A 21,956-nucleotide genomic window follows, 5' to 3' on the forward strand; every position below is an offset into this window, starting at 1 on the left:
AGCTGCCGCGACGACTCATCGAATCGCGACGGATGTGAACCAGCCCATGAATTTGACGGCCGAATTGTCCCAGCTGATCGATCAGCTCGAACCGATTGCCCGACCGGGCGGTCAGGGGCGGGCGCTGATGGTGATGGGCTCGCGTCCCGGCGCCGGCGCCTCGACGGTCGCACGCGAACTGGCACGGCTGGCGGCGCTGCGCTCGCAGCGCGGTGTCTGGCTCTATGATCTTGATTTCTCTGACAATGCCCAGGCCCGCGCCGCGCACGCACAAGGGCCGGTCTTCGACGCCGCGCTTGGGCGTGAGCCCTTCTGGTCGCTGAAAACCGGCACCGGACGGGCCCGGATCGTGGCGCGTCAATCGGTGGTCGCCAATCTGTTTGTGACTGAATTACAGAGCGAGCCCGATGCTGTGCAGCAGGTTGGCTTGCGCGCTGCGCCCGAATACTGGGCCGCCGTGCGCGAAGCGATCGATCTGGCGATCATTGATGCACCGAGTAACTCCAAGGCACCGCTCAGCCTGGCGGCCGATCTTGATGGCGTGATTCTTGTTGCGGATGCCCGCGATCCCAATAGCGCGGGAATTCTGGCCCGCCGGGCCGCGATCGAGGCGCGCGGCGGTGTCGTTGCCGGTCTGATCCTCAATCGGACGGATCGATTCCAGAGTGCGGCATGAGCCCGATCGCCGCCCGCGAGCCGTTATTCCTGAGCGTTTTGCGCCAGGCACCCGGCCTGCGTTCGGTGCGTTTTGCCGAAGCCGGTTTCACGGTTGTCGGGCTGTTTCTATTTTCTCAAGCGCTGATCGGTCCGCTGTTTGCGCCGTCCGGAAGCGACGAGACCTCGGTGATCCTGCGATTGATGTGGCTGCCGGTCTACGGGCTGACGATCCTGCTGATGCTGGCACGGCCCGGCGCTGTCCTGCGGACTCTGAGCAATAATCTTCTGTTGGTTGGCCTGATCGCGCTGATGGCGGTTTCGGTGATGTGGTCGGTGGCACCGGACGTGACGATACGGCGGACCTTTGCGTTGGCCATGAGTGCATGTTTCGGTCTCTGGATAGCCTCGCGCTGGTCCTGGCGCGAGATGATCCTGTTGATCGCCACGACTTTCGCTCTGCTCGGGCTAACCAGCACTTTCATGGCACTGGCTGTACCGGCCATGGGCGTCGATCATGTCGTTCACCCCGGTGCCTGGAAGGGCGTGTTCTGGGAAAAGAACACGCTCGGCGGCGTGATGGCCTGGGGTGTGGTCAGCGGACTGGCGGCGATCCGTGTTGATCCGAAACACTGGTTGTTCTGGGCCGGCTGTACGGCGATGTGCGTGGCACTGGTCCTGCTCTCGACGTCGAAAACCGCGCTGCTGTCCTGCCTGCTGGGCACGGGCCTGGCGATCGGGATCGCCTTGTGCCGGCGCGGCTTCGGCTTTGCCTCGCTGATGATTTTTCTCGGCCTGACCGGCGGTATCACGATTGCGACCATCATGCTGGTCGCCCCGGTCGAGGCGCTGGAAGCGCTCGGGCGTGATGCGACCCTAACCGGGCGGACCGATATCTGGGGCGTTCTGATCGAGGAGATTCGCACCGTGCCCTGGACCGGCTATGGTTACATGGCCTTCTGGTCCGCCGAGAACGGACCCGTGTTCTGGGTTCGGCAGGCAACCCATTGGGACGTGCCGACGGCGCATAATGGCTGGATCGAGATCGCGCTGGCGATCGGTATTCCCGGCGTCGTGATGACGGCCTTGGTGTATTTTCAGGCGCTGTTGCGCGCGGTCGGGCGAATTTTCAACGGCCCGGAGACCTATTGGGCGCTGGGCTTTATCTCGATGATCCTGCTGGTCTCAATCAGCGAAAGCAATCTGGTGCACCAAAATTCGCTCGGCTGGGTGATGTTTGTCGCCACCTCCGCTAAACTGGCTGAACGGCGCGAGCGCTAGCCGGCACCGACGCCGCTCGGATTGTGGGCCGCAGGCGTGCCGGCTTGGCCATAGAATTTCGGCTCCAGACCTTTGAACCAGAATAATTTCCCGACGCCTTGTACTGCCTTGTCAAACGCTTTGACTGATAGTTTCGGGCGCAGAGGCAAGGCCAGCAGGGCGAGCGGGGCGTAAACCAGCATCTGGGCCAGGCCGACGGCCATCCAGAAGGCAATCCTCGCCGGATTAATGGCGTTCGGGCGGGCGCAATTCTGTGTCGCGCCCTGACCGAAGGCAAAGCTGCGCGCCAGCAGGTGGGACCAACCGGTCCGCGCGGTGCCAACCACTTCGACCGCTTTCGCGCGGGCGGACCAGCCGAAGCGGGCCCCTTGCGCGGCGAGCAGGGCGAAGAAGGCATCATCCTCGCCGCCGATCTGATTGAGCGCAGGGTCGAAGGGCTGATCCGGCAGTTGGAAGGCGGCGCGGTCGATTAGTGAGTTGCCACTCCCGAAGGGCTCGTGAAGCAAGCTGTCGGTCGCTGGACCGGCGCGCGAATAAAGCCGCGCCGCGAGTTGGCCGGGCAGGCTGTCCGGTGCGTCGACCTCGGCGCGAAGCGGGCCGAATACGACCGGGACATCAAGCGTCTGCGCCGTATCCAGCAAGGCACCGAGCCAGTCGACGGAGGCGATTTCGTCATCGTCGAGGAAGGCGATATAGCGTCCGGTCGCGGCCGCAAAGCCGGCATTGCGCGCATTGGAAACACCCGGCTCAGGTTCGTGCACATAAATCACCGGGCAACGCGCGACAGCGCGGGCATTGTCAGCGATACAACGCGCCGAGGCATCGGGGGCATTGTCGACAATGATGATTTCCTCGGGCCGCCGCGATTGCGCCAGTACGCTCTGAATGGTGACGCGCAGGCCCTCGGGACGGTGCATGGTCGGGATTACGACTGAAACTGTCATTGGCTGCGCCCCATTTCGGTCATCGCTTCAGACACAGTCAGGACCCGTGCACCGCTGCGCTCGACAGCGTCGCAAACCCGGGCCAATTGCTCCGGCGTACAGCCCCATTCAGTGGGCTCGTCCTGCACATCGTGGAGATAGAAGATCAGCCAGCCTGGATCCTGAATCAGCGCTTCGGCCGCTTCAATCGCGCGGGCAATGCCCGCTTCGCCGCCATCGACGGGAACGGATTTGAGCAGATTGCGGTCGCAGGGCCCACGATTGATCGCCGCCTCGATGCCGCGCAGCGAGCGAAATCGGTCACTCAAGATGCGTTTGACCGCTGGAGTCGCAACGCCATAGGGATAAGCGAAGCTGTCGAGCGGGCCGGTATAGCCCAGCGCGCGCAGGCCCGCCTCATTGCGCTCGATATCGGCGAGCAATTCTGCTTCGCCGACGCTGGATCCGTCGAGATGGCTGTGGGTGTGGCAGCCGATCTCATGGCCGGCATCCGCCAGGCGCTGCAAATCATCGCCATCGAACATCGGTCCGTGATGGGTGTCGGTGCCGGCATAACCGGCCGAAGCGTAATAAGTGCCGCGCCAACCATGACGCTCGAGCAGCGCTGCGCCGGTCGTGGCCGCGGAACGCGGAAAGTCGTCAAAGCTGAAGCTGACGAGCCCATGGTCGAGATCGACGCTGAGCGGCGCGCGTGCGGCCATCCGGGCCCAGCGGCGGGAGAATTTGGCGATCAGGCCGCTGGCAGGCTGGTAGGGTGCGTTCATCAGATGGCCTCCGCAGCCCAGCTGGCGCGCCAGAGTTTTAGAGCCGCCGTGCGTAGCCGCACCGGCAGGTTCTCGCTATTGGCCACACGCGCCCAAAGTCCGCGTAACAGACGCTGGAAGGGAATGGCGCCGAGCGTGCGGGCGGCACGCGCTCCAGGCAGCACCGCCAGATGCGGGTGCTTGTGCAGCAGACGGGCGTAATTGACCGCCCCGTCACGGAATTTCTGCAACAGCGAGTCGGTGGTCTGCAGCCCGGCATGGCGCGCCGGATTGTCGAGATGGATCAGTTGATGATGGCGCGCAGCGCGCACCGCCCAGTCAACATCCTCAAAGCCCCAGCCGGTGAAACCGGTGTCAAACGGCACGCCGCGCATGACGCTGGCGCGGACCAGAAGATTGCTGGAGCAATAGGCGGTTGGCCCGATCAGAGCGCGGGCGGCGGCGTTCTTCTCGTCACTGGTTCGGGCGAGGACGGCATGAAGCTGATAGCGCTCATCGTCCGGTTCGATGGTCTCATAGCCGCCAAAGGCCGCGTCGAAATCATCCAGCTCGATGCGATCGAGATAGGCTTGCAGAAATTCGTCATCGCCGGGCTGCATATCCGCGTCGAGGTAAAGCAACCAGCGGCCACGGGCCTGTCGCGCCAGCAGATTGCGGCCGGCGGACCGGCCGATATTCTGCGCCGCGCTCAACAATCGGGCCGGAGCACTCAAGGCGCGGATCGTGCGCGCCACCGCTTCGTTGAGCGCCGGATCGGGACAGCCATCATCGAGCAGCACGATCTCGATATCGCGCCGTACGCCGATCAGCGGATTGAGCGCAGCGGCGAGTGCCGTCGGATCATCGCGATAGAAGGGCACCAGGATGGACAGTGTCGTCCGGTCGGATCTTTGCCAGGCGGTATTGGCCAGTTCGGCGAATTGCGTCTGTGATGGATCGGTCATGATGGGGCCCCCGCCGGTTTGATCAGTGCACGTGCATCGGCCAGCCAGCTGCGGCAGTCCGAGATATTGAAGAGCAGGGCGCAGCCGACATAGACAATGCCGCCCGTCATCGCTTGAGCGACAAGCATCAACCATGCCGACTCGATGGCCGGCAGGGCATAGACGGCAGCCGCCATCACCCCGGTTGCCGCAGCAGCCCGCAACCAGTCATTCCAGGGCAGGGGCAGCGGGAAATGTTTCCGGCCCAGCCAGGCGCAGACGAGCAAGGCGATAAAATAGGCGATCACCGTCGCCGCAGCGGCGCCGGCAATCCCGAACATCGGGATGAAGACCAGGTTGAGGCCAAGATTGAGCAGGGCTGCACCGGCCATGATGATGGCCATGCTGGCAGTGCGGCGCTTGAGCGTGAAGGCTTCGTGGAAATAATAGGTCATCATCCCCTTCATCAGGCCGGACAAAGCGATCCAGGGCAGGATGACCGCTGCCTGTTCACGCAGATTCTCGCCAATGATGATCGTGGTCAGCGGCACGGCGACCAGCGCCAGACCGGCGGCGGCGGGAAAGGCGACCAGGGCCATCAGCCCGGCGGCCCGGCCCGCGACCTCGCGGGCGGCTTCGGCGCCTTTGCTCTCCAGGGCCTTGATCGTCAGTGGCCAGACGGCAGCGCCGAACCAGATGAAGATAATGTCGAGCAGGCGATCAGCCAGGCCGTAGCCGGCGGCATACATGCCCACTGCGCCTTGGCCTAGAAAGGCGGCGATCAGGAAGCGGTCACCGACCGAGAGCAATTCTTCAAACACCAGCGAAGCGGAGACGGGCGCGCCATAGCGGGCATAGACTTGGGCGCGCACGACCTGACGGCGACCCGAGGCCGCGCGGCGCAGCATCACCGGCAGATCGACGAACAGTGCGACGGCTGCGGCGATGGCCGAACCCATGAAAATGCCGGCGGCACCGAGATCAGTGGTGAAAATGATACCGACGCCAATCACGAAGCCGAGCATGAGATAGCCCGCCTCGAGCGCGGAAAAGCGGCCGATATCACCGGCGGCCCGATGCGTGACCAGGCCAATTTGCAACAGGGCCCGCAACACCAGCGCCACGGCGGCGAAGGCGAGGGCGGTCTTCAACCGCATGTCAAAGGGCAGGAAGACCAGCGCCGTGATAATCAGAACCGCGCCCGCCAGGGCCATCAGCACGAACATGCCATAGGCCGTCGCGAGATGATCGGCGAGGCGGCGACGCGTTTCGGCACGGGCATGGAAGCGCGCAATCGCCGCCTCCAGCCAAGTGAAGCTCGCCATATGAAACAGGGAGAGCGCGGCCAGAGCGAGCGCGTATTGACCATAGTCATCGGCGGAGAGCAGACGCGTGAAAATCGCCACGCCGCCGAAGCCGACAATTGCTTGGGTTAGTTGTACGGGAAGATATCCCAGAAGATGCCGTCCAAGCATGAAACGCTCCACTCGCCTATAACGCGAAGCTTGCAAGATGAGTGCCGCCCGAAAGGGGATTGTCGCCGCCATCGCAGACGTTCACCCTGCGATAAGGGCTGGTGCGCTATCAAGGCAGTGGGGACGGCCCGGACGGGCCGGAAATATAAGCGGAATCAAGTCTATGGATGTTGCATCAAAACGGCCCAGTGAGCTGACGGAAGCCGAATCTCAGGCTTGGCGCGCCTTCGTCGCGGCCGATTCGGCGCTCGCCAGTCCGTATTTTGCGCTGGAATTTGCGCAATGCTGCGAAGAGGCCCGCGATGACACGCGCGTCCTCATTGTTCGCCGCGCCGGGCAGATCGTCGGATTCCTGCCGCTGCATACTGGCAAACTTGGTTATGCGCGGCCCCTGGCCGGGCCGATGGGCGATGTTCAGGGTGTGATCGCCGAACCGGGGATCGAGCTGGATCTGCATGAGGTCCTGCGCAAGGCGGGGCTGCCGCTATTTGCCTTCCATGCCGGATTGTCGAGCCAGACGTCTTTTCTCAACAATGCTGATGAGATCGTCGCGTCCTGGATGCTCGATCTGTCTGAAGGCTATGACGCTTGGGAGGAGCGCCGCCGCCAGGTCGATTCCAAGGCGATACGGACCCTGCGTGGCCGCCGCCGCAAACTGGAGGAACTCGACCGCGGTCATCGCTATGTGATGGAGGAGACTAGTCCGGAAGCCTTCGACCGGATGATGGAATGGAAGGGGCAGCAATACGCCGCGACCAATGTCTTCAACGTTTTTTCCGTCGCCTGGACCCGCGATCTCCTCAAGGCCGTGCTGCGCCGCAAGGGTGAGTTTTTCTCTGGCTCCTGTTCCTCGCTCTATGTGGGTGATCAGCTGGTCTCGGTGCATATCGGCATGGAGAGCGACCGGCTGTCGCACTACTGGTTCCCGGCTTATCACGCCGACTATGGCCGCTTGAGCGCCGGTGTCCTGTTGTTGACCGAGGCGGCGCGGGCTGCCGCGGCCAAGGGACATGTTGCGCTCGAACTCGGGCCGGGCGATTTCCAGTTCAAACGCGACCTGTCGAGCTATCAGATTGGTCTGGCCCGCGGCTGTATCGCCAACCCGTCGCTTTTGCGCGCGACCCGCGATGCTGGCCAGGCCCTGAGCCGTGCGGCCGAGACGGCACCGATTGGTCCGGCCAAGGCATGGCCGGGCAAGCTGATGCGCAAAATTGACCGTCTCAGCGGGTTTTACGCGCTATGACCGGACCCAACCGCCGCTCTGTTCTCGCCGCCGCCGGTCTCGCCTCCATGGGCCTGCCCGGTTGCGCCCGGGCCCAGACCAGCCGGCTGGAATTATGGAATAACGCCACCGGCCCGCATCTGCGCGGCGCCGTGCTGGCTCAGCGCCGGGTTTTCCCCGAACTCGACGGCAGGGAGTTTCTCGGCTCTGGTGCGGTGGGCGTGCCGGTGACCGATGCGGCCTTGCGTGAACTGTCTGCCAGCGGCGCCAATCTGGTCGTCTTGTCCCATCCCGGCACGGTCGCCGAATGGGCACCCTATGAGCCTGATCTGGCGGTCGAGGACCACCTCAATGATCTCGTGCGCCGCTGCGAGCTGGCCGGCCTGTATGTCGTGATCGGATTTCGTACCGGACCGGGACGCAGCGAGTTCACCTTCCATCGTGAGGATGCCGGCAGCTGGTTTCCCGCCTCAATGATCAATGATGATGTCTGGACATCGAGTGAGGCGCATGACGGTTGGGACATGATGTGGCGCCGGACTGCGGAACGCTTCCGCGACCGCGCCAATGTCGCTGGTTATCTGTTGATGGTCGAGCCGAACGCCAATCAGGCGGCGCCCGGCCCCGATGGCGGTGATCTGGATCAATGGGATCCGGAACTGCTCGCCGAGCAGGTCGCCGGCACACCGGCCGACTGGCCGGCGCTGGCACGGCGGCTGGCGGCCGTGATCCGCGAACATGACACCGAGACCCCGATCCTGATCAATCCGGACGGCTTTGGACATAGCAGTTTTGCCCAGCTGCTGGATTTGAACTCTGCCCCCGGCATCGTGCTGGCGGTGCATGATTACAGTCCGCGCGGCTATACGCATCAAGCACGCAATGCCGGGATTGATTTTGAACGCGGCGAAGCGGAATTCATGCCGCCCGATGCAGCGCGCTGGATGATGGGTGAGTTTGGTGTGGCGCGCTGGGCACCGCAGGCGGCGCACTATCTACAGCGACGGGCTGTGTCGCTGGAACGGGCCGGTGCCGGCTGGGCCATGTTCCGCTGGGATAGTGGCTGGCGGGTCTATGAAGACCGCGAAAACATGTTCAACCCGGCCTACGGATCCGATCCCGACGCGGTCAATCCGGTGGCGGATGCTCCTATGCTGGGAACTTTGCGCGATCTGTGGGGACGCAACCGGCTGCGGCCGTCGTCACTGCTGCGCCGCTAGCGGATATTCAGCTTGTCGCCGAGCAGGGCAGGCAGGGTGCGCAGCATGATCACCAGATCGAACCAGAAATTGGCGCGCGCGATATAATCGACATCCCATTTGATGCGTTCGCGGGCGGCTTCGGGCGAATGTAGCGGACCGCGTGAGCCATTAATCTGGGCCCAGCCGGTAATGCCGGGTTTGACGCGATGGCGGTGAGCATATTCGGCCACCAGTTTGGAAGTTTCGGTGCCGCCCGTGCGCATCCCCGGCGCATGCGGGCGCGGACCGACCAGCGACATCTCGCCGCCGAGCACATTCCACAATTGTGGCAATTCATCCAAGCTGGTACGGCGCAAAAAGCCACCCAGTCGCGTGACGCGCGGATCGTCAAACTCGACCTGGCGCACAGTCTGCGTGTCCCGCTCGATCGAGTGCCGCATCGAGCGGAATTTATAGACGGTGATCATGCGCCCGTTAAAGCCTTCGCGCTTCTGGCGGAAAATGGCCGGCCCGCGGCTTTCCAGCCGGACCGCCAAGCCGATCACCAACATGATCGGCAACAGGCCGATCAACATGATCGAAGCGAAGATCATATCCTGCAAGCGCTTGGCAATCAGATGGCCGATGCGTTCCTCAAAACCGCTCATCCGTGCTGCCTGTACCCCGACCACGTCTTCCAGACTGGTCGTGTCGGGATCGAAATGATCCAAATCGAGCAGAAGGCAGACCGGTTGTGGCAGGGCGCGCAGCTTGGATAAGAGGATGCGAACCCGCGCTTCTGCCTTCGGCGTCACGGTCAAAACGATGCGGTCGACATCGGGCAAAGTACCCCAATTGAACAGATCATCGGTATCGCCCAGATAGGGCGCCCCGGCGAGCTGTGACGGGCTGCGCGCCTTGCGGTCGTCGAAAATGCCGACGACATTGACGGTGCCCGAGCCCTTGTTGGCGGCGATCAGCTTGCGTGCATTGACCGTCGCACCCACCAACACGACATTGCGCGCGAGCCGGCCAGCCTTGGCCCAATGCTCGATAAACCCGGCATAGATGATGTGCAGCAGCGTCACCGCAGACGTCGCCGTGATTGCGAAGCCGGCGATTAGATCGACCGTGCGTGGGGCTGTCAGATGCGCCAGCGCGAGAATCGCCGCGCCGCTCAATCCGACCGCGATGAAGGCGGTCAGCACGCGGTAAATCACGATCCCGCGTGGATCGATCTTGTAGAGGCCGAATAAAATCAGTAGCGCCGGCGTCAGAATGGCGAAGGCGGCCAGCGGCAGCAATTCGCCGGCTGGCACCTGGTTGACCGCGCCGCCGGCGACCGCGAAGGCGCCCGCCGTGCTGATGATGGCAATGGCGAGGACGTCGATGGTCTGCAGCAAATGACCGAGCGCCTTGCGATTGACGCGGTGTTGCGGTGCTCGGGCCTGCGCTCGCATGTGGGCGCGGGTGAGAGCGGCCGCATCAGCCATGACCGGCCGGACACCGTCGGTCATGTCGTTGGCTGGGCCGCTTTGCGGCTGACGTCGTGAGTTGGAGTATTCCAAGGCCAAACCTCTCTTCGAAGCCGTCAAGCTAGCGCAATGAACACAATATTCCGTTGAGAAGCGTGGTTAGCGAAATCTTGACGCGGCGCGGTCCAGACAAAATCGGGGCTGGTGTTTTGCTGCGGCGCAGCATAAAAGCCCCGACTGGCCTGCGCGCGACGGCGCGCCGACACCGAATGGATATATCTGATGAACCAATCTCCCCTTGCCGTGTTTGCGGAACGCGTCGCCGCAACTGTCCTCAATCGCGGCGATGGGCCGGAGCTGAGCCCGACACGGATCCGGGTTGAGCTTCTGGCCGGTTTGACGGTTGCCCTTGCGCTGGTGCCCGAAGCGGTGGCCTTCGCCTTCGTCGCCGGTGTGCCGCCGCTGGCCGGTCTGTATGCCGCTTTCATCGTCGGCCTCATCACGGCCGTTTTCGGCGGACGTCCGGGGATGATCTCCGGTGCGACTGGCGCGCTGGCGGTGGTCATCGTGCATCTGGTCTCGACGCACGGCATCGAATACCTGTTCGCCACCGTCGTGTTGATGGGGATTATCCAGGTTACCGCCGGTGTGTTGCGGCTGGGAAAATTCATCCGCATGGTGCCGCATCCGGTGATGCTCGGCTTCGTCAACGGCTTGGCCATCGTGATTTTCCTGGCTCAGCTCGACCAGTTCAAGATCGTCAACGAGACCGGCGAGCATGTCTGGATGACCGGCATGCCGCTCATGCTGACGCTGGGCCTCGTCATACTCACGATGTGCATCATCCAGTTCTGGCCGAAAATTTCCAAATCCATCCCGGCCCCACTTGTGGCAATCGGCATCGTCGCCGCGCTGGTGATTGGTTTCAACATCCCCGTCTCGCGCGTCGGTGATCTCGCCTCGATCGCCGGCGGCCTGCCGCAGTTTCACATCCCGGCCATGCCGTTCAATCTGGAATCGCTCGAAATTATCCTACCCTATGCCTTCATCCTTGCGGCAATCGGCCTGATCGAGAGCCTGCTGACGCTCAACCTGGTCGGCGAAATCACCGGTCAGCGTGGCGGGGCCTCGCGTGAATGTGTCGCCCAGGGCGCGGCCAATATCGTCACCGGCTTTTTCGGCGGCATGGGTGGTTGCGCCATGATCGGCCAGTCGATGATCAATGTGAAATCGGGCGGACGCCTGCGTATGTCCGGCATTTCGGCGGCGCTGTTCCTGCTGGCCTTCATCCTGTTCGGTTCCGGTCTGATTGAACAGATCCCGCTCGCCGCCCTGGTCGGCGTCATGTTCATGGTTGTGATCGGAACCTTTGCCTGGCAGAGCATTCTCGTGCTGCGCCGTATCCCGCGCAATGACGCCTTCATCATCCTGCTGGTTACCGGCGTGACGGTGTATAGTGATCTCGCCGTCGCGGTGATCGTCGGCGTGATCGTTTCGGCGCTGTTCTACGCCTGGAACGCGGCGTCGCGCATCCATGCCCGCACCGAGACCAATGAAGCGGGCGCCCGGGTCTACAAGGTCGAGGGACCGCTCTTCTTCGGCTCTGCGACCGGCTTCATGGAATTGTTCGACATCGCGGGCGACCCGCAGCGTGTAATCGTCGATTTCAACGAATCGCGCATTGTCGACCAGTCGGCACTGCAGGCGATCGAGGATCTGGCGGCCAAGTATGACGCCGCCGGCAAACAGCTGGAATTGCGCCATCTAAGCCATGATTGCCACCAGCTCCTCACCCGCGCCGGCCAGCTGATGGTCGATGCTGATGATGACCCGGAATATGCGCTGGCGGTTGATTATCAGGTTCGTCTCGGTCGCATGGGTGGCGCTCACTAGCGAGCGGACACTCGGTCTTTCTCGGTTTCTGCCCGTGTTACAGAACCGTTAGTTTGTCGCTTTGGTGCGGGCGCTCTAGTCTCCCCCTTGATCTTTGGACTCTTTGGGGGGGCAAAATGACCCGATACCTGCTGGCACTCGCTGCATCGACCATTCTGTGTACATCGCCTGGCCTGGCCTGGCAGGACGCCGAGGCGGCGGACGACGCGGCCTCCGCCGATTGGGATGTCGCCAATCCCGGGCTTGAGATGCGCCAGGTGCCGCTCAATGTCACCGAAGGCACCTGGATGAGCCTCGATGTCAGCCCGGACGGGCAGACCATCGCCTTCGATCTGCTCGGTGATATCTACACCATTCCGGTGACCGGCGGCGAAGCGACCAATATCGCCTCCGGCATGCCGTGGGAAATCCAGCCGCGCTTCTCGCCCGATGGCAGCCGTATCGCCTTCACCTCGGATCGCGGGGGCGGCGATAATATCTGGACCATGAATGCTGATGGCTCCAATGCCGCCGCGCTGACGCATGAAACGTTCCGCCTGCTCAATAACCCGACCTGGAGCGCGGATGGCCGCTATATCGCGGCGCGCAAGCATTACACGACCCAGCGCTCGGCCGGTGTCGGCGAAATCTGGATGTATCACGTGCTCGGCGGCGACGGCGTGCGCCTCGTCGACCGGCCCAACGAGAACTTCCAGAAAGAGCTCGGCGAGCCGATGTTTTCGCCCGATGGGCGCTATGTCTATTACACGATGAACACGACGCCGGGTAACAGCTTCGTCTATGCCCAGGATTCCAACGGCGATATCTTCGATATCCTGCGCTATGACATGGAGACCGGCGAGACCTCGACGGCGGTTGACGGGGCTGGCGGCGCGGTGCGCCCGACGCCATCACCGGACGGGCGCTACATGGCCTTCGTGCGCCGTGAGCGCATCCAGTCGACGCTTTACATCAAGGATCTGCACAGCGGCGAGGAACGCCGTCTGGTCGGCAATCTCGATCAGGACATGCAAGAAACCTGGGGCGTTACCGGCATGTATCCGAATATGGACTGGATGCCTGACAGCCAATCAATCGTCTATTGGGCCGGCGGCCATATCCACCGCGTCGATCTGGCCACCGGTACGATCAGCGACATTCCATTCTCCGTCAACGACACCCGCGATATCGTTGATCCACCCCGGCCCGAGGTTGAGGTCGCTCCGACGACGTTTGAAACCCGCATGCCGCGCTTTGCCACCGCCTCACCGGACGGCAGCCAGATCGTGTTTGAAAGCCTGGGCCAATTGTGGGTTCGCAATGCGTCGGGTGACGCGGCTCCACGCCGTCTGACCGGCAATAATGGTGATCGCCGCGAGCTCTTTCCGACCTGGTCGGCCGATGGCCGCACCATCGCCTTCGTGACCTGGGATGACCAGACGCTCGGCTCGATCCGCACGATCTCGGCGCGCGGAGGCCGCGAGACCGTGGTCACCTCCGAGCCGGGCCATTACCGCCGGCCACGCTTCTCGCCCGATGGCTCGACCATCGTGTTCGAAAAGGGCACGGGCGGTTATCTGACCGCTCCGGAATGGTCGGAAGCGCCGGGCATCTACACCATCCCTGCGCGTGGTGGCGCGATGTCGCTGGTGACCGAGGACGGCGAAAATCCGCAATTTGCCAACCGCAATGACCGCGTCTTTGTCACCCGCGGCGGTGACGGCACCTCGCTCGTTTCAATGGATCTGAATGGCACCAATGAGCGCGTTCATGCCACCGGCGAACTGGTGACTGAATACGAAGTCTCGCCAGCGGGCGATCATGTCGCCTACCGCCAGAATTACGATGTCTTCGTCAGCCCGCTTCTACCCGGTCCGCAATCGGTCGGTGAGAGCCGCACCAGCGGCGCCTTGCCAACAACGGAGCTGTCGGGCAATGGCGGCACTTATTTCCATTGGAGTGATGGCGGCCAGCAGGTCAATTGGAGTATGGGGCCGGTCTTCTACTCGGCCCGGATCGAGGATTTCCGTCCCGATCCGAATGCTGAAGACGGTGAGGGCTATACCCCGCCGACCGAAGGCGTCAATCTGTCGATGACGGTCACGGCCGACCACCCAACCGGGCTCACAGCCCTGGTTGGTGCGCGTATCATCACCATGGCAGATGATGATGGCGGCGTGATCGAGAACGGCACCATACTGATCGACGGCAATCGCATCACGGCGGTTGGCGCCGATCTCGAGGTGCCGGAAGGCGCCCGTGTGGTTGATGTCTCCGGGCATACGATTACGCCGGGCTTCATCGATTCCCACGCCCATGGACCGGAAGGCACAGACGATATCATTCCCGAGCAGAACTGGTCTGATATCGCCCATCTCGCCTTCGGGGTCACGACGGTCCACAACCCGTCGAGCCAGGCCAGCCATATCTTTGCCGCGAGCGAATACGAGCGGGCCGGCCGACTGCTTGCGCCGCGGATCTATTCCAGCGGTGAGATCGTCTATGGCGCCCGCGCGCCATCGGTCTATGCCGAAATCAACAGTCTCGATGATGCCGAACAGCATGTGTTCCGCCTGGCGGCGCAAGGCGCCCTTTCGATCAAGAATTATAACCAGCCCCGCCGTGACCAGCGTCAGCAGGTCGTCGCCGCCGCGATGGAAGCGGACCTGCTCGTCGTGCCGGAGGGCGGCTCCAATTATCATATGGATATGTCGCTGATCGCCGACGGCAATTCCTCACTGGAACACAATCTGCCGGTCTCGATGATCTATGAGGACGTGCTCAGCCTGTATTCCCAGACCCATGTCACCTATTCGCCAACCCTGGTCGTCTCCTATGGCGGTCTCGCTGGTGATCCGTATTGGCGCCAGGCGACGGATGTCTGGCTACACCCGATCCTGTCGCGGCACGTGCCGCCCTCCATGCTGGCGGCCAGTTCGGTCCGCCGCACCACGGCGCCGGAATCGGATTTCGTTGATGATGATAATGGCCGAGTCGCGCATCTCTTGATGCAACGTGGTGTCGATGTCGTCATCGGCGGTCATGGCCAGGAAGAAGGCCTCGCGGCGCATTGGGAGATGTGGTCGCTGGTGCGTGGTGGTTGGACTCCGCTGGAGGCTCTGCGGGCCGCCACAGTGATGCCGGCACGCCATCTGGGCTTTGATCACGATCTCGGCTCGCTCGAGGTTGGCAAGCTCGCTGATCTGGTGATCATGCGCGCCAATCCGCTTGAGGATATCGGCAATACGGACGAAATCGATTTCGTGATGCTCAATGGCCGTCTCTACGATGCCGAGACCATGAATGAGACCGTCACCGGTGATCATCAGCGTCAGCCCTATTTCTGGGAATAGGTCTGGTCACATCCGGCATGAAAAGGGGCGGTCTCCGGAGCGCCCTTTTTTATGCGTGCTTGCCCCATTGCCGTCTGCCCGCGCTGGGCTAAACTTGCGGCAAAGGGGATCACTCATGCCATTTTCAAAGCGGCGGCGTATGGCCGTGATTATCGTCATCCTGCTCGCTGTGGCAGGACCGGTCGGGATATTCGCGCCGGGGCGGCTACATCAGCAGAACTTTGAGCGCGAGGCGCGGTCCGCTGCCGAGGCTTATTCGGTGCGCATTGTTCGCGACGAGTTTGGCGTGCCGCAAATCTATGGCGTCCACGATCCTGACACGGCCTTCGGGCTCGGCTATGCCCAAGCCGAGGATGACTGGGCGACGCTGCAAACGACGCTTGTTGCCGCGCGCGGTCATCTCGCCCGCTATCAGGGCAGCGACGCCGCGCCGACCGATTACGTCGTGCAATTGCTGCGCATCGCGCAAACCGTCGAGAGCCGCTACGACACCGATCTTGCACCGGCCACCCGCGCCTTGGTCGAGGCGTATGCCGCCGGGCTCAATCTCTATGCGTCCGAACATCCGTCCGAAGTTTGGGCCCATGAAATGCCGGTCACCGGGCAGGACATCGTCGCCGGCTTCGTGCTGCGCACGCCTTTCATGTATGGCCTCGATGCCGATATCGCCGAACTGTTCGCCGATGAGCGGCAGCGCACGGTGTCGATGGGATCGAGCGAGACGGCCTTTCGCTTTCTGGAGCAGGCCGAATTGCCTTTTGGCTCCAACGCCTTTGCCATCGCACCCTCACGCTCCGCCGATGGCGCGACGCGGCTTATGATCAATTCGCACCAGCCCTATACCGGGCCGGTGGCCTGGTATGAGGCCCGCCTGCACTCCGAGGATGGCTGGGACATGGACGGTGCCACTTTCCCGGGGGCGCCCTTGATCCTGCACGGTTTCAATCGCGATCTCGGCTGGGCCCATACGGTCAACCATCCCGATCTCGCCGATGTCTACGTGCTCGATACCGATGGCGACCGCTACCGGCTCGACGGCGAATGGCTTGATCTTGAACATGGAGAAGCGCGTATCACGGTGCGCATTTTCGGACCGATCCGCTGGACGGTGACGCGCGATTTGTGGTGGTCACGCCACGGTCCCGTCGTGCGTACACCGCATGGCGATTATGCCATCCGCTATTCCGGCATGGATCAGATCGGCCAGGTCGAACAATGGTATGCGATGAATCGCGCCACCGATTTCGACAGCTGGATGGCGGCGATGAATATCAACGCCATCTCTTCGCTCAACGCCGTCTATGCCGACCGCGAGGGCCATATTGCCTATGTCTACAATGCGCGCATGCCAGTGCGTGAAGAGGGCTATGACTGGCTGCAATACCTGCCCGGTGATCGCTCGGAGCTGATCTGGGACGAATATCTGCCGCTCACTGCCATGCCGATCTACACCGACCCGGCCAGCGGTTGGCTACTGTCGGCCAATCAGACACCTTTCGATGCGACGACGCTCGCCGACAATATCGATCCGGCCGGCTATTCGCCCACCTTCGGCATCCAGCCGCGCTATTCCAACCGTGCTTGGCGCGGGCTGGAATTGTTGCGGGCGCAGGGCCAGATTAGTCGCGATGGTCTGCTCGAAATCAAGTTCGACAAGACCTATTCCGCCCAATCGCCGGTCGCGCGTCTGGTCACCGAATTGCTCGATGAGGATTTCACCGGCGATGCCGCGATGACCGAAGCCCAGACCGTGCTGCGGCGCTGGGACCTCTCGACGGATACCGGCAATCGTGAAGCGGCCCTCGGCGTGCTTGTGGCGGTGCGCTGTATCGGCAATCTGCACACGGATGACCCTTGGCTGATGGACCCGGTCGAAGCGTTGCGCGCAGCGGCGGGGGAGCTGATGGCGCATTATGACCGGCTCGACCCTGAATGGGGTGAGGTCAACCGGCTGGTGCGCGGTGAGGTCAATATTCCAATCGGCGGTGGGCCGGACGTGTTGCGCGCGGTTTATTCCAGCTCACACGATCTCAATGATGACGGCCAACTGGTCGCCGCCGCCGGCGACACCTCGATCATGCTGGTGGAATGGCTCGCTGACGGCACGCAGCACGCCGAAGCGATCATTCAATTCGGCTCGGCAACGCTGGACGAGACGTCGCCGCATTATGCCGACCAGGCGCCGCTCTTTGCCGCTGAGCAATGGCGCACGCTCGACACTACGGTCCGCGAGGGCGGCTATCGGCCCGGCGAGCCGCGCTGAGCCGGCATGCGGTCAGGCGGTCTGGCTGAACTCGGCCATCAGTGTCGGGATATCTTCCATGGCCGGAAAAGCTTCGAAGCTGTGGCGAGCCGGTATCGTCACCCAAGCGAGCTTCTCCTGGGTCATGGTTTCGATGAAGGGCACGAACCAGGATGTGTCCTCGAACATCGTCGGGCGCACATTGACGAAATAGTCCAGCCCGCTGATGCGGGTAAATATCCATGTCATGCAGCGCGGACAGAATTGGTGGTCCAGCTGACCCTCGCCGAGGCCGCCGCGCTGGGTCTGGCCCTTGGTGACGGCAAAGCCTTTTGGCGGCACCATCGCGGTGATCGAGAAGGCGCTGGCGCTCATTTTCTGGCACCCGGTGCAATGACAGGCGGCCGTCATCAAAGGCGGTTCACTGATCGTGACCTGTACGTCGCCGCATCGGCAGGCGCCATGAAGCGGCAATTTCGGCGTGGTCATTGTTCAATCTCCGGAACGGCGGGGCGTGCGCTCAAACCCTACACACCCCAATGAGGCCGTGCCATCCGCAATATGTCCCGAGCCGCACTTTGAGATCAGGCGAATGGCTGGCACAAAAAAGCCCCGAGCAAATGCCCGGGGCCTTTCTTGCAGTGATCGCGATTTTCTACTCGTCGGAGACGAGCACATAGCGGCGATTGAGCGGTTGAACCGGGCGGAAGCTGTCCGGGTGACGCATTTCGAAAGAGTCGATCTGCTCGGGCGTGGCCGTGACTGGATGCGTTAGCACCGTCCAGGAGACGATCTCGCTGCAGGGCGGTGTCGTCAGCGAACCTTGATAGCGAAAGGCGGCTTGATCGGTGGGCAGGAAATCATTGAGATGCACGCGGGCAGCGATGCCCGGCGAGGCGTCGCTATCGGCGGGCATTGCGGCCCAGACCGAGTCGAGGGCGGCCAGGCTGTCGCCGCGCTCGACCATGACGCCAATCACGGCCAAATCGCCGGCCTCGGACTGGTGCACGAAATGCACTTCCATCGGCGCGTGGCGGCCATTGATCGTGTGCTCGCTGGCGGCGTGGAAGTGAAATTGCAGCAGGCGGTAGAAGGTCCCGCCAATCGTCACGCCGCCGGCATTCTCGACATTAACCTGCACGGTGTGGCCGTTATCGACCACGACGCCAGCGGTCTCATCGGCCCAATCGATTGCGGCAGCGGCAAAATCAGCTTCCAGGGCGTCGGTGAGATTGACCGGGGATTGCTGCTGCCCTGTGGCGCAGACAGCCCAGTCTTCACTCATCTCCCGCCAGTTTTCCGGCCCTTCATGCCCGTCATAGCCCCAATGTTGGGCTTGGGCGGGCGCGGCGGCGCAGGCGGCGAGGGCGAGGGGTAGCCAGATACGATTCAAGGGATATCTCCTGAGGCTGTGCGGCACCATTGCGGCCGCCGGGCGAAAGTCTGATCGAGCGCTAAACTACACGTGGTATTATGGAGCGACTATTAACGATGTGCCTCGCCCTCGCGGTTTGCCTGCCAGACGGGGTATTTTTTCATAACCGATACAAAAATCGGCGAGGCGAGATGGCCGGCGAGCCAGGCCTGTAGGTGCGGCAGGGCCTGCGCCGCAAACCAGTCGCGATCTGTATGGGCGAACTGGCGCACAAAGGGGAAGATTGCGGCATCGGCCAGGCTCATCACTTCGCCACACAGGAAGGTGGAGCTGGCCAGTCGCGCATCGAGCCCGGTGAGGATTTCCAGCCCGCGGGCGCGGTTTGCCAACGGGTCTTCGCCCTCATAGCGATTGGGGTATTTATATCGGTCGAGCGCCTGTTTGAACGGGCCGTCATTTTGCGCCACCAGTTCGAACATCGCATCGCCCGGCGCCAGCCAGCCGCGGGGATCATGGCGCGCCAGCGCCCAGCGCATGATGTCGAGGCTCTCCTCGACGACCGCTCCATCGGGCAGGACCAGAACCGGCACCGTGCCCTTGGGCGAGGCGGCGAGCATTTCAGCGGGCTTGTCGCGCAGCAGGACTTCGCGGTGTTCGACTTCGGTTTCGCTGGCCGCGAGCGCCAGCCGGGCGCGCATCGCATAGGGGCAGCGCCGGAAGGAATAGAGGACGGGCAGGGCGATGCTCATCCGGTTTCCGCTTCGCTCGCCTCGTCCTCATAGACGCGCCCGAGATGTTTCTCGCCGCGCTGCGCCGCCAATTGTGACTGACGATGACGCTCGGCAAAGCGTTCCCGGTCGGCATCCGTCATGCGGTCATGGCAATGCGGGCAGGAGACACCGGGCACGAATTTGTCCGAGCGCAGGTCTTCCGGTCCCAAGGGTTCGCGGCAGCCATGGCACAGCGTGTGGGTGCCCTGTTCCAGCCCGTGCACGACGGCGACGCGGCGATCAAACACGAAGCATTCCCCGCGCCACAGGCTCTCTTCTGCGGGTACGGTCTCGAGATATTTCAGGATACCGCCCTTGAGATGGAAGACCTCGTCGATGCCCTCGGCCTTCACGAAGGAGGTTGCCTTCTCGCAGCGGATGCCGCCGGTGCAATACATCGCCACGCGCGCCTCAGGCCGGGTTTCGCGGAATTTGCGGAACCAGTCGGGAAATTCGCGAAAGCTCACCGTTTCCGGATTCACCGCGCCCTCGAACTGGCCGATCCGCACCTCGTAATCATTGCGCGTATCAATGGTGACGACATCGGGCGAGGCGATCAGATCATTCCAATCGCTCGGGTCGACATAGGAGCCGACCAGCGCATTGGGATCGACGCCGGGAATGCCCATCGTCACGATCTCGCGCTTGAGCCGCACTTTTAGCCGCAGGAAGGGCTGTTCCTCGGCCCAGCTCTCCTTGTGCTCGAGGTCGGCGCAGCCGGGCAGGTCGCGGATCGCATCGAGCATGGTGGCGATGCCCTCGGCTGTGCCGGCGAGGGTGCCATTAATGCCCTCGGAGGCGAGCAGGATCGTCCCGGTGATCGCATTCGCTTCGCCGACCTGTTTCAGCCGCGCCTGCAGCGCATCGAGCCCGGCCAGCGGGGTGAATTTATAGAAGGCGGCGACAGTGAAGCGGGGCATGGGCGCGGGTCCGGTGGGTGAGGCGCTGCTATAGCAAGTTCAGGCACCAGAGCGGAGTCCCGCGCTGCGGAAGCTCCGCTCCGGCGCTGGCCCCGACCTAGTCGTAAATCGAGACGATGGTGCCAACCAGCTTATAAATCGGCGGATTGCCGCCGGGGTGCTCCGGGGCGACGGCCGCGCAATAGCTATACCCGGCGCCCCCGCCCATTCCCCATCGCATGGAGCCGGTGCCGCCGCCCACGCTGCAGATGTGCAGCTCCCGGTGCCCGTACTCGCTATAGCCTCCGGACAGCGCGTCGGTGTGCCAATCAGGCCGGGCGCGCCCCCCCATCTCGACCCAATGCGTGGAGTGACCCGGCGTTGGAACCAGAAACTCGATCCGGGTCGAAGCGGCCGGGAAAGACTCCACATTGCCAGAAGACTCGCTCAGGCAATTCGTGCCGTCAAACCATCCGAGAAAATAGCTCCCTCGAGAGCCGGAATTGACCTGATTATCGGTGGCGCGGCACAGGGCGCGGTCCGTCCGGCCCTGAGGGGTTACCGCATCGGCTGGCGCCGTGCTCTGGCGCACCCAGATATATTCGTCTTGGGCCTGGGCGGCGGCACTCAGGGCGGTGGCCCCCAGGGCGGCGGTTGCGAGCGACAGGGCGATGGTGCGCAGGCGCGATGGTCCGGGGCGGTTCGGGGTCATGTCGTCTCCAGGTGTCGGATGAAACCGGAGGCGCAGGAAAATGTCCCGTGCCTTCCCTATTGATGTATCGGTAGATGGTCTCTGGGCGTCTGCCTAACAAAATCAGCCAATTTCAATGCGTTGAAAATGGCTTGCTACGGCCCCACACTCATCGACAAAACCCGGCTGATCTCCGTCAGCGAGCGCCCGGACTGGCCCTGCCAGACATTAAACGCTGCCTGCACCGCGGCCAGATCGCGCTTCGAGGTTGGCGGCTTGGCGACCACGCCCTCGGCAATCAGGCGGGCGCAAACATCCTGCGACAGGATGAAGCTCGACCTGCCCATCCAGCGCATGACGCGCTGGCCGGTCGCGCCGCCCAGTCTTGAGCCGCGCTTGGCGAGGACGTCCATCAGGTCGATGAAATCATCGTCGGGCCAGTTGGCGAAGAATTTCGCGGCGCTGCCATGCTCGGCGGTGAGATCGGTCAGGAAGCGGGCATTCTCGATCACGGCCATGATCTTGGCGCCATTGCGGACAATGGCTTTGTCCGAGACGAGGCGGTCGATCTCTTCATCGCCGTAGAAGGCCACGCGCGGCGGATCAAAGCCCTCGAAGGCGGTCTCGAAGCCCGGCCATTTCGCCTCGATTACCTTCCAGTGGAAACCGGCCTGGAACAGGCATTTCGCCATCATCGACAACCAGCGATCATCCGGGATGGCGGCGAGTTCGGCGGCGGGTAGCGGTTTGGAGAGCAGGGCCTCCAGCGCGTCGGGCCCGCCCTTGCGTTCTGCCGCTATGGCGAAGATGTCGTCGAATTTTCGCATGGGCTCGT

Annotated in this window: 18 protein-coding genes; 7 read left to right on the top strand and 11 right to left on the bottom strand. The window is 62.9% G+C overall.

The window, feature by feature from the left end:
• The first annotated feature begins 46 nt into the window (after positions 1-46).
• Positions 47-676 (top strand): hypothetical protein, encoded by a 630-nt coding sequence (locus tag AAC029_RS12625; protein ID WP_339748319.1) that lies wholly within the window; start codon positions 47-49, stop codon positions 674-676.
• The gene (locus tag AAC029_RS12630; protein WP_339748321.1) at positions 673-1,935 is read left to right on the top strand and encodes an O-antigen ligase; all 1,263 of its coding nucleotides are present in this window, start codon (positions 673-675) and stop codon (positions 1,933-1,935) included. The genes AAC029_RS12625 and AAC029_RS12630 overlap by 4 nt, the downstream gene beginning before the upstream one ends.
• Here the strand turns inward: AAC029_RS12630 and AAC029_RS12635 are convergent.
• The 4 genes from AAC029_RS12635 to AAC029_RS12650 are packed head-to-tail and all read right to left on the bottom strand — an operon-like array spanning position 1,932 to position 6,041.
• On the bottom strand, positions 1,932-2,879 hold the full coding sequence (locus AAC029_RS12635) for a glycosyltransferase family 2 protein (protein ID WP_339748323.1): 948 nt from the start codon (positions 2,877-2,879) through the stop codon (positions 1,932-1,934). The two genes, AAC029_RS12630 and AAC029_RS12635, sit on opposite strands and share 4 nt — an antisense overlap.
• Positions 2,876-3,643, bottom strand: coding sequence for a polysaccharide deacetylase family protein (locus AAC029_RS12640; RefSeq protein ID WP_339748325.1), 768 nt, complete (start codon positions 3,641-3,643; stop codon positions 2,876-2,878). The genes AAC029_RS12635 and AAC029_RS12640 overlap by 4 nt, the downstream gene beginning before the upstream one ends.
• Positions 3,643-4,587 (bottom strand): glycosyltransferase family 2 protein, encoded by a 945-nt coding sequence (locus tag AAC029_RS12645; protein WP_339748327.1) that lies wholly within the window; start codon positions 4,585-4,587, stop codon positions 3,643-3,645. Before AAC029_RS12645 ends, AAC029_RS12640 begins: the two co-directional genes overlap by 1 nt.
• A complete protein-coding gene (locus tag AAC029_RS12650; protein WP_339748329.1) occupies positions 4,584-6,041 on the bottom strand; it encodes a lipopolysaccharide biosynthesis protein in 1,458 nt (485 codons plus the stop codon). Before AAC029_RS12650 ends, AAC029_RS12645 begins: the two co-directional genes overlap by 4 nt.
• A 163-nt stretch (positions 6,042-6,204) precedes the next feature.
• Here AAC029_RS12650 and AAC029_RS12655 point away from each other — a divergent pair, with 163 nt between their 5' ends.
• Complete coding sequence (locus AAC029_RS12655) at positions 6,205-7,284, top strand: GNAT family N-acetyltransferase (RefSeq protein ID WP_339748331.1); 1,080 nt, start codon at positions 6,205-6,207, stop codon at positions 7,282-7,284.
• Positions 7,281-8,483, top strand: a complete 1,203-nt coding sequence (locus tag AAC029_RS12660) for a cellulase family glycosylhydrolase (protein WP_339748333.1) — start codon at positions 7,281-7,283, stop codon at positions 8,481-8,483. The genes AAC029_RS12655 and AAC029_RS12660 overlap by 4 nt, the downstream gene beginning before the upstream one ends.
• On the opposite strand, the gene AAC029_RS12665 is transcribed toward AAC029_RS12660, so the two are convergent.
• Entirely contained in the window at positions 8,480-9,961 is a 1,482-nt protein-coding gene (locus AAC029_RS12665; protein ID WP_339748335.1) for an exopolysaccharide biosynthesis polyprenyl glycosylphosphotransferase, read from the bottom strand. The genes AAC029_RS12660 and AAC029_RS12665 overlap by 4 nt on opposite strands.
• A gap of 240 nt (positions 9,962-10,201) precedes the next feature.
• Here AAC029_RS12665 and AAC029_RS12670 point away from each other — a divergent pair, with 240 nt between their 5' ends.
• The 3 genes from AAC029_RS12670 (at position 10,202) to AAC029_RS12680 (ending at position 17,407) form a co-directional block, all read left to right on the top strand.
• Positions 10,202-11,812, top strand: coding sequence for a SulP family inorganic anion transporter (locus AAC029_RS12670; protein ID WP_339748337.1), 1,611 nt, complete (start codon positions 10,202-10,204; stop codon positions 11,810-11,812).
• 116 nt (positions 11,813-11,928) lie between these two features.
• Positions 11,929-15,144, top strand: coding sequence for an amidohydrolase family protein (locus AAC029_RS12675; RefSeq protein WP_339748339.1), 3,216 nt, complete (start codon positions 11,929-11,931; stop codon positions 15,142-15,144).
• 115 nt (positions 15,145-15,259) lie between these two features.
• Complete coding sequence (locus AAC029_RS12680; RefSeq protein ID WP_339748341.1) at positions 15,260-17,407, top strand: penicillin acylase family protein; 2,148 nt, start codon at positions 15,260-15,262, stop codon at positions 17,405-17,407.
• Positions 17,408-17,419: 12 nt separating this feature from the next.
• Here the strand turns inward: AAC029_RS12680 and AAC029_RS12685 are convergent, their stop codons facing one another.
• The 6 genes from AAC029_RS12685 to AAC029_RS12710 form a co-directional block, all read right to left on the bottom strand.
• A complete protein-coding gene (locus AAC029_RS12685) occupies positions 17,420-17,875 on the bottom strand; it encodes a GFA family protein (protein ID WP_339748343.1) in 456 nt (151 codons plus the stop codon).
• 166 nt (positions 17,876-18,041) lie between these two features.
• Entirely contained in the window at positions 18,042-18,779 is a 738-nt protein-coding gene (locus AAC029_RS12690; RefSeq protein ID WP_339748345.1) for a carbonic anhydrase family protein, read from the bottom strand.
• A 92-nt stretch (positions 18,780-18,871) separates the two neighbouring features.
• Positions 18,872-19,510: a glutathione S-transferase gene (locus AAC029_RS12695; protein WP_339748347.1), complete on the bottom strand. Its 639-nt coding sequence runs from the start codon at positions 19,508-19,510 to the stop codon at positions 18,872-18,874.
• Positions 19,507-20,451 (bottom strand): rhodanese-related sulfurtransferase, encoded by a 945-nt coding sequence (locus tag AAC029_RS12700; RefSeq protein WP_339748349.1) that lies wholly within the window; start codon positions 20,449-20,451, stop codon positions 19,507-19,509. The genes AAC029_RS12695 and AAC029_RS12700 overlap by 4 nt, the downstream gene beginning before the upstream one ends.
• 97 nt (positions 20,452-20,548) lie before the next feature.
• The gene (locus AAC029_RS12705; RefSeq protein WP_339748351.1) at positions 20,549-21,142 is read right to left on the bottom strand and encodes a hypothetical protein; all 594 of its coding nucleotides are present in this window, start codon (positions 21,140-21,142) and stop codon (positions 20,549-20,551) included.
• Positions 21,143-21,276: 134 nt separating this feature from the next.
• Positions 21,277-21,948 (bottom strand): DNA-3-methyladenine glycosylase I, encoded by a 672-nt coding sequence (locus tag AAC029_RS12710; protein WP_339748353.1) that lies wholly within the window; start codon positions 21,946-21,948, stop codon positions 21,277-21,279.
• Between the last annotated feature and the right edge of the window lie 8 nt (positions 21,949-21,956).

The sequence above is a fragment of the uncultured Maricaulis sp. genome (genome assembly GCF_963975345.1).
In the GTDB taxonomy this organism is placed as follows: Bacteria; Pseudomonadota; Alphaproteobacteria; order Caulobacterales; family Maricaulaceae; genus Maricaulis.

What these genes read in the sequence shown, in the direction of transcription:
- AAC029_RS12700 (WP_339748349.1), bottom strand. Translation starts at nt 20,451, where the DNA reads ATGCCCCGCTTCACTGTCGCCGCCTTCTATAAATTCACCCCGCTGGCC.
- AAC029_RS12630 (WP_339748321.1), top strand. Translation starts at nt 673, where the DNA reads ATGAGCCCGATCGCCGCCCGCGAGCCGTTATTCCTGAGCGTTTTGCGC.
- AAC029_RS12660 (WP_339748333.1), top strand. Translation starts at nt 7,281, where the DNA reads ATGACCGGACCCAACCGCCGCTCTGTTCTCGCCGCCGCCGGTCTCGCC.
- AAC029_RS12685 (WP_339748343.1), bottom strand. Translation starts at nt 17,875, where the DNA reads ATGACCACGCCGAAATTGCCGCTTCATGGCGCCTGCCGATGCGGCGAC.
- AAC029_RS12635 (WP_339748323.1), bottom strand. Translation starts at nt 2,879, where the DNA reads ATGACAGTTTCAGTCGTAATCCCGACCATGCACCGTCCCGAGGGCCTG.
- AAC029_RS12655 (WP_339748331.1), top strand. Translation starts at nt 6,205, where the DNA reads ATGGATGTTGCATCAAAACGGCCCAGTGAGCTGACGGAAGCCGAATCT.
- AAC029_RS12650 (WP_339748329.1), bottom strand. Translation starts at nt 6,041, where the DNA reads ATGCTTGGACGGCATCTTCTGGGATATCTTCCCGTACAACTAACCCAA.
- AAC029_RS12670 (WP_339748337.1), top strand. Translation starts at nt 10,202, where the DNA reads ATGAACCAATCTCCCCTTGCCGTGTTTGCGGAACGCGTCGCCGCAACT.
- AAC029_RS12705 (WP_339748351.1), bottom strand. Translation starts at nt 21,142, where the DNA reads ATGACCCCGAACCGCCCCGGACCATCGCGCCTGCGCACCATCGCCCTG.
- AAC029_RS12675 (WP_339748339.1), top strand. Translation starts at nt 11,929, where the DNA reads ATGACCCGATACCTGCTGGCACTCGCTGCATCGACCATTCTGTGTACA.
- AAC029_RS12625 (WP_339748319.1), top strand. Translation starts at nt 47, where the DNA reads ATGAATTTGACGGCCGAATTGTCCCAGCTGATCGATCAGCTCGAACCG.
- AAC029_RS12695 (WP_339748347.1), bottom strand. Translation starts at nt 19,510, where the DNA reads ATGAGCATCGCCCTGCCCGTCCTCTATTCCTTCCGGCGCTGCCCCTAT.
- AAC029_RS12665 (WP_339748335.1), bottom strand. Translation starts at nt 9,961, where the DNA reads ATGACCGACGGTGTCCGGCCGGTCATGGCTGATGCGGCCGCTCTCACC.
- AAC029_RS12640 (WP_339748325.1), bottom strand. Translation starts at nt 3,643, where the DNA reads ATGAACGCACCCTACCAGCCTGCCAGCGGCCTGATCGCCAAATTCTCC.
- AAC029_RS12680 (WP_339748341.1), top strand. Translation starts at nt 15,260, where the DNA reads ATGCCATTTTCAAAGCGGCGGCGTATGGCCGTGATTATCGTCATCCTG.
- AAC029_RS12710 (WP_339748353.1), bottom strand. Translation starts at nt 21,948, where the DNA reads ATGCGAAAATTCGACGACATCTTCGCCATAGCGGCAGAACGCAAGGGC.
- AAC029_RS12645 (WP_339748327.1), bottom strand. Translation starts at nt 4,587, where the DNA reads ATGACCGATCCATCACAGACGCAATTCGCCGAACTGGCCAATACCGCC.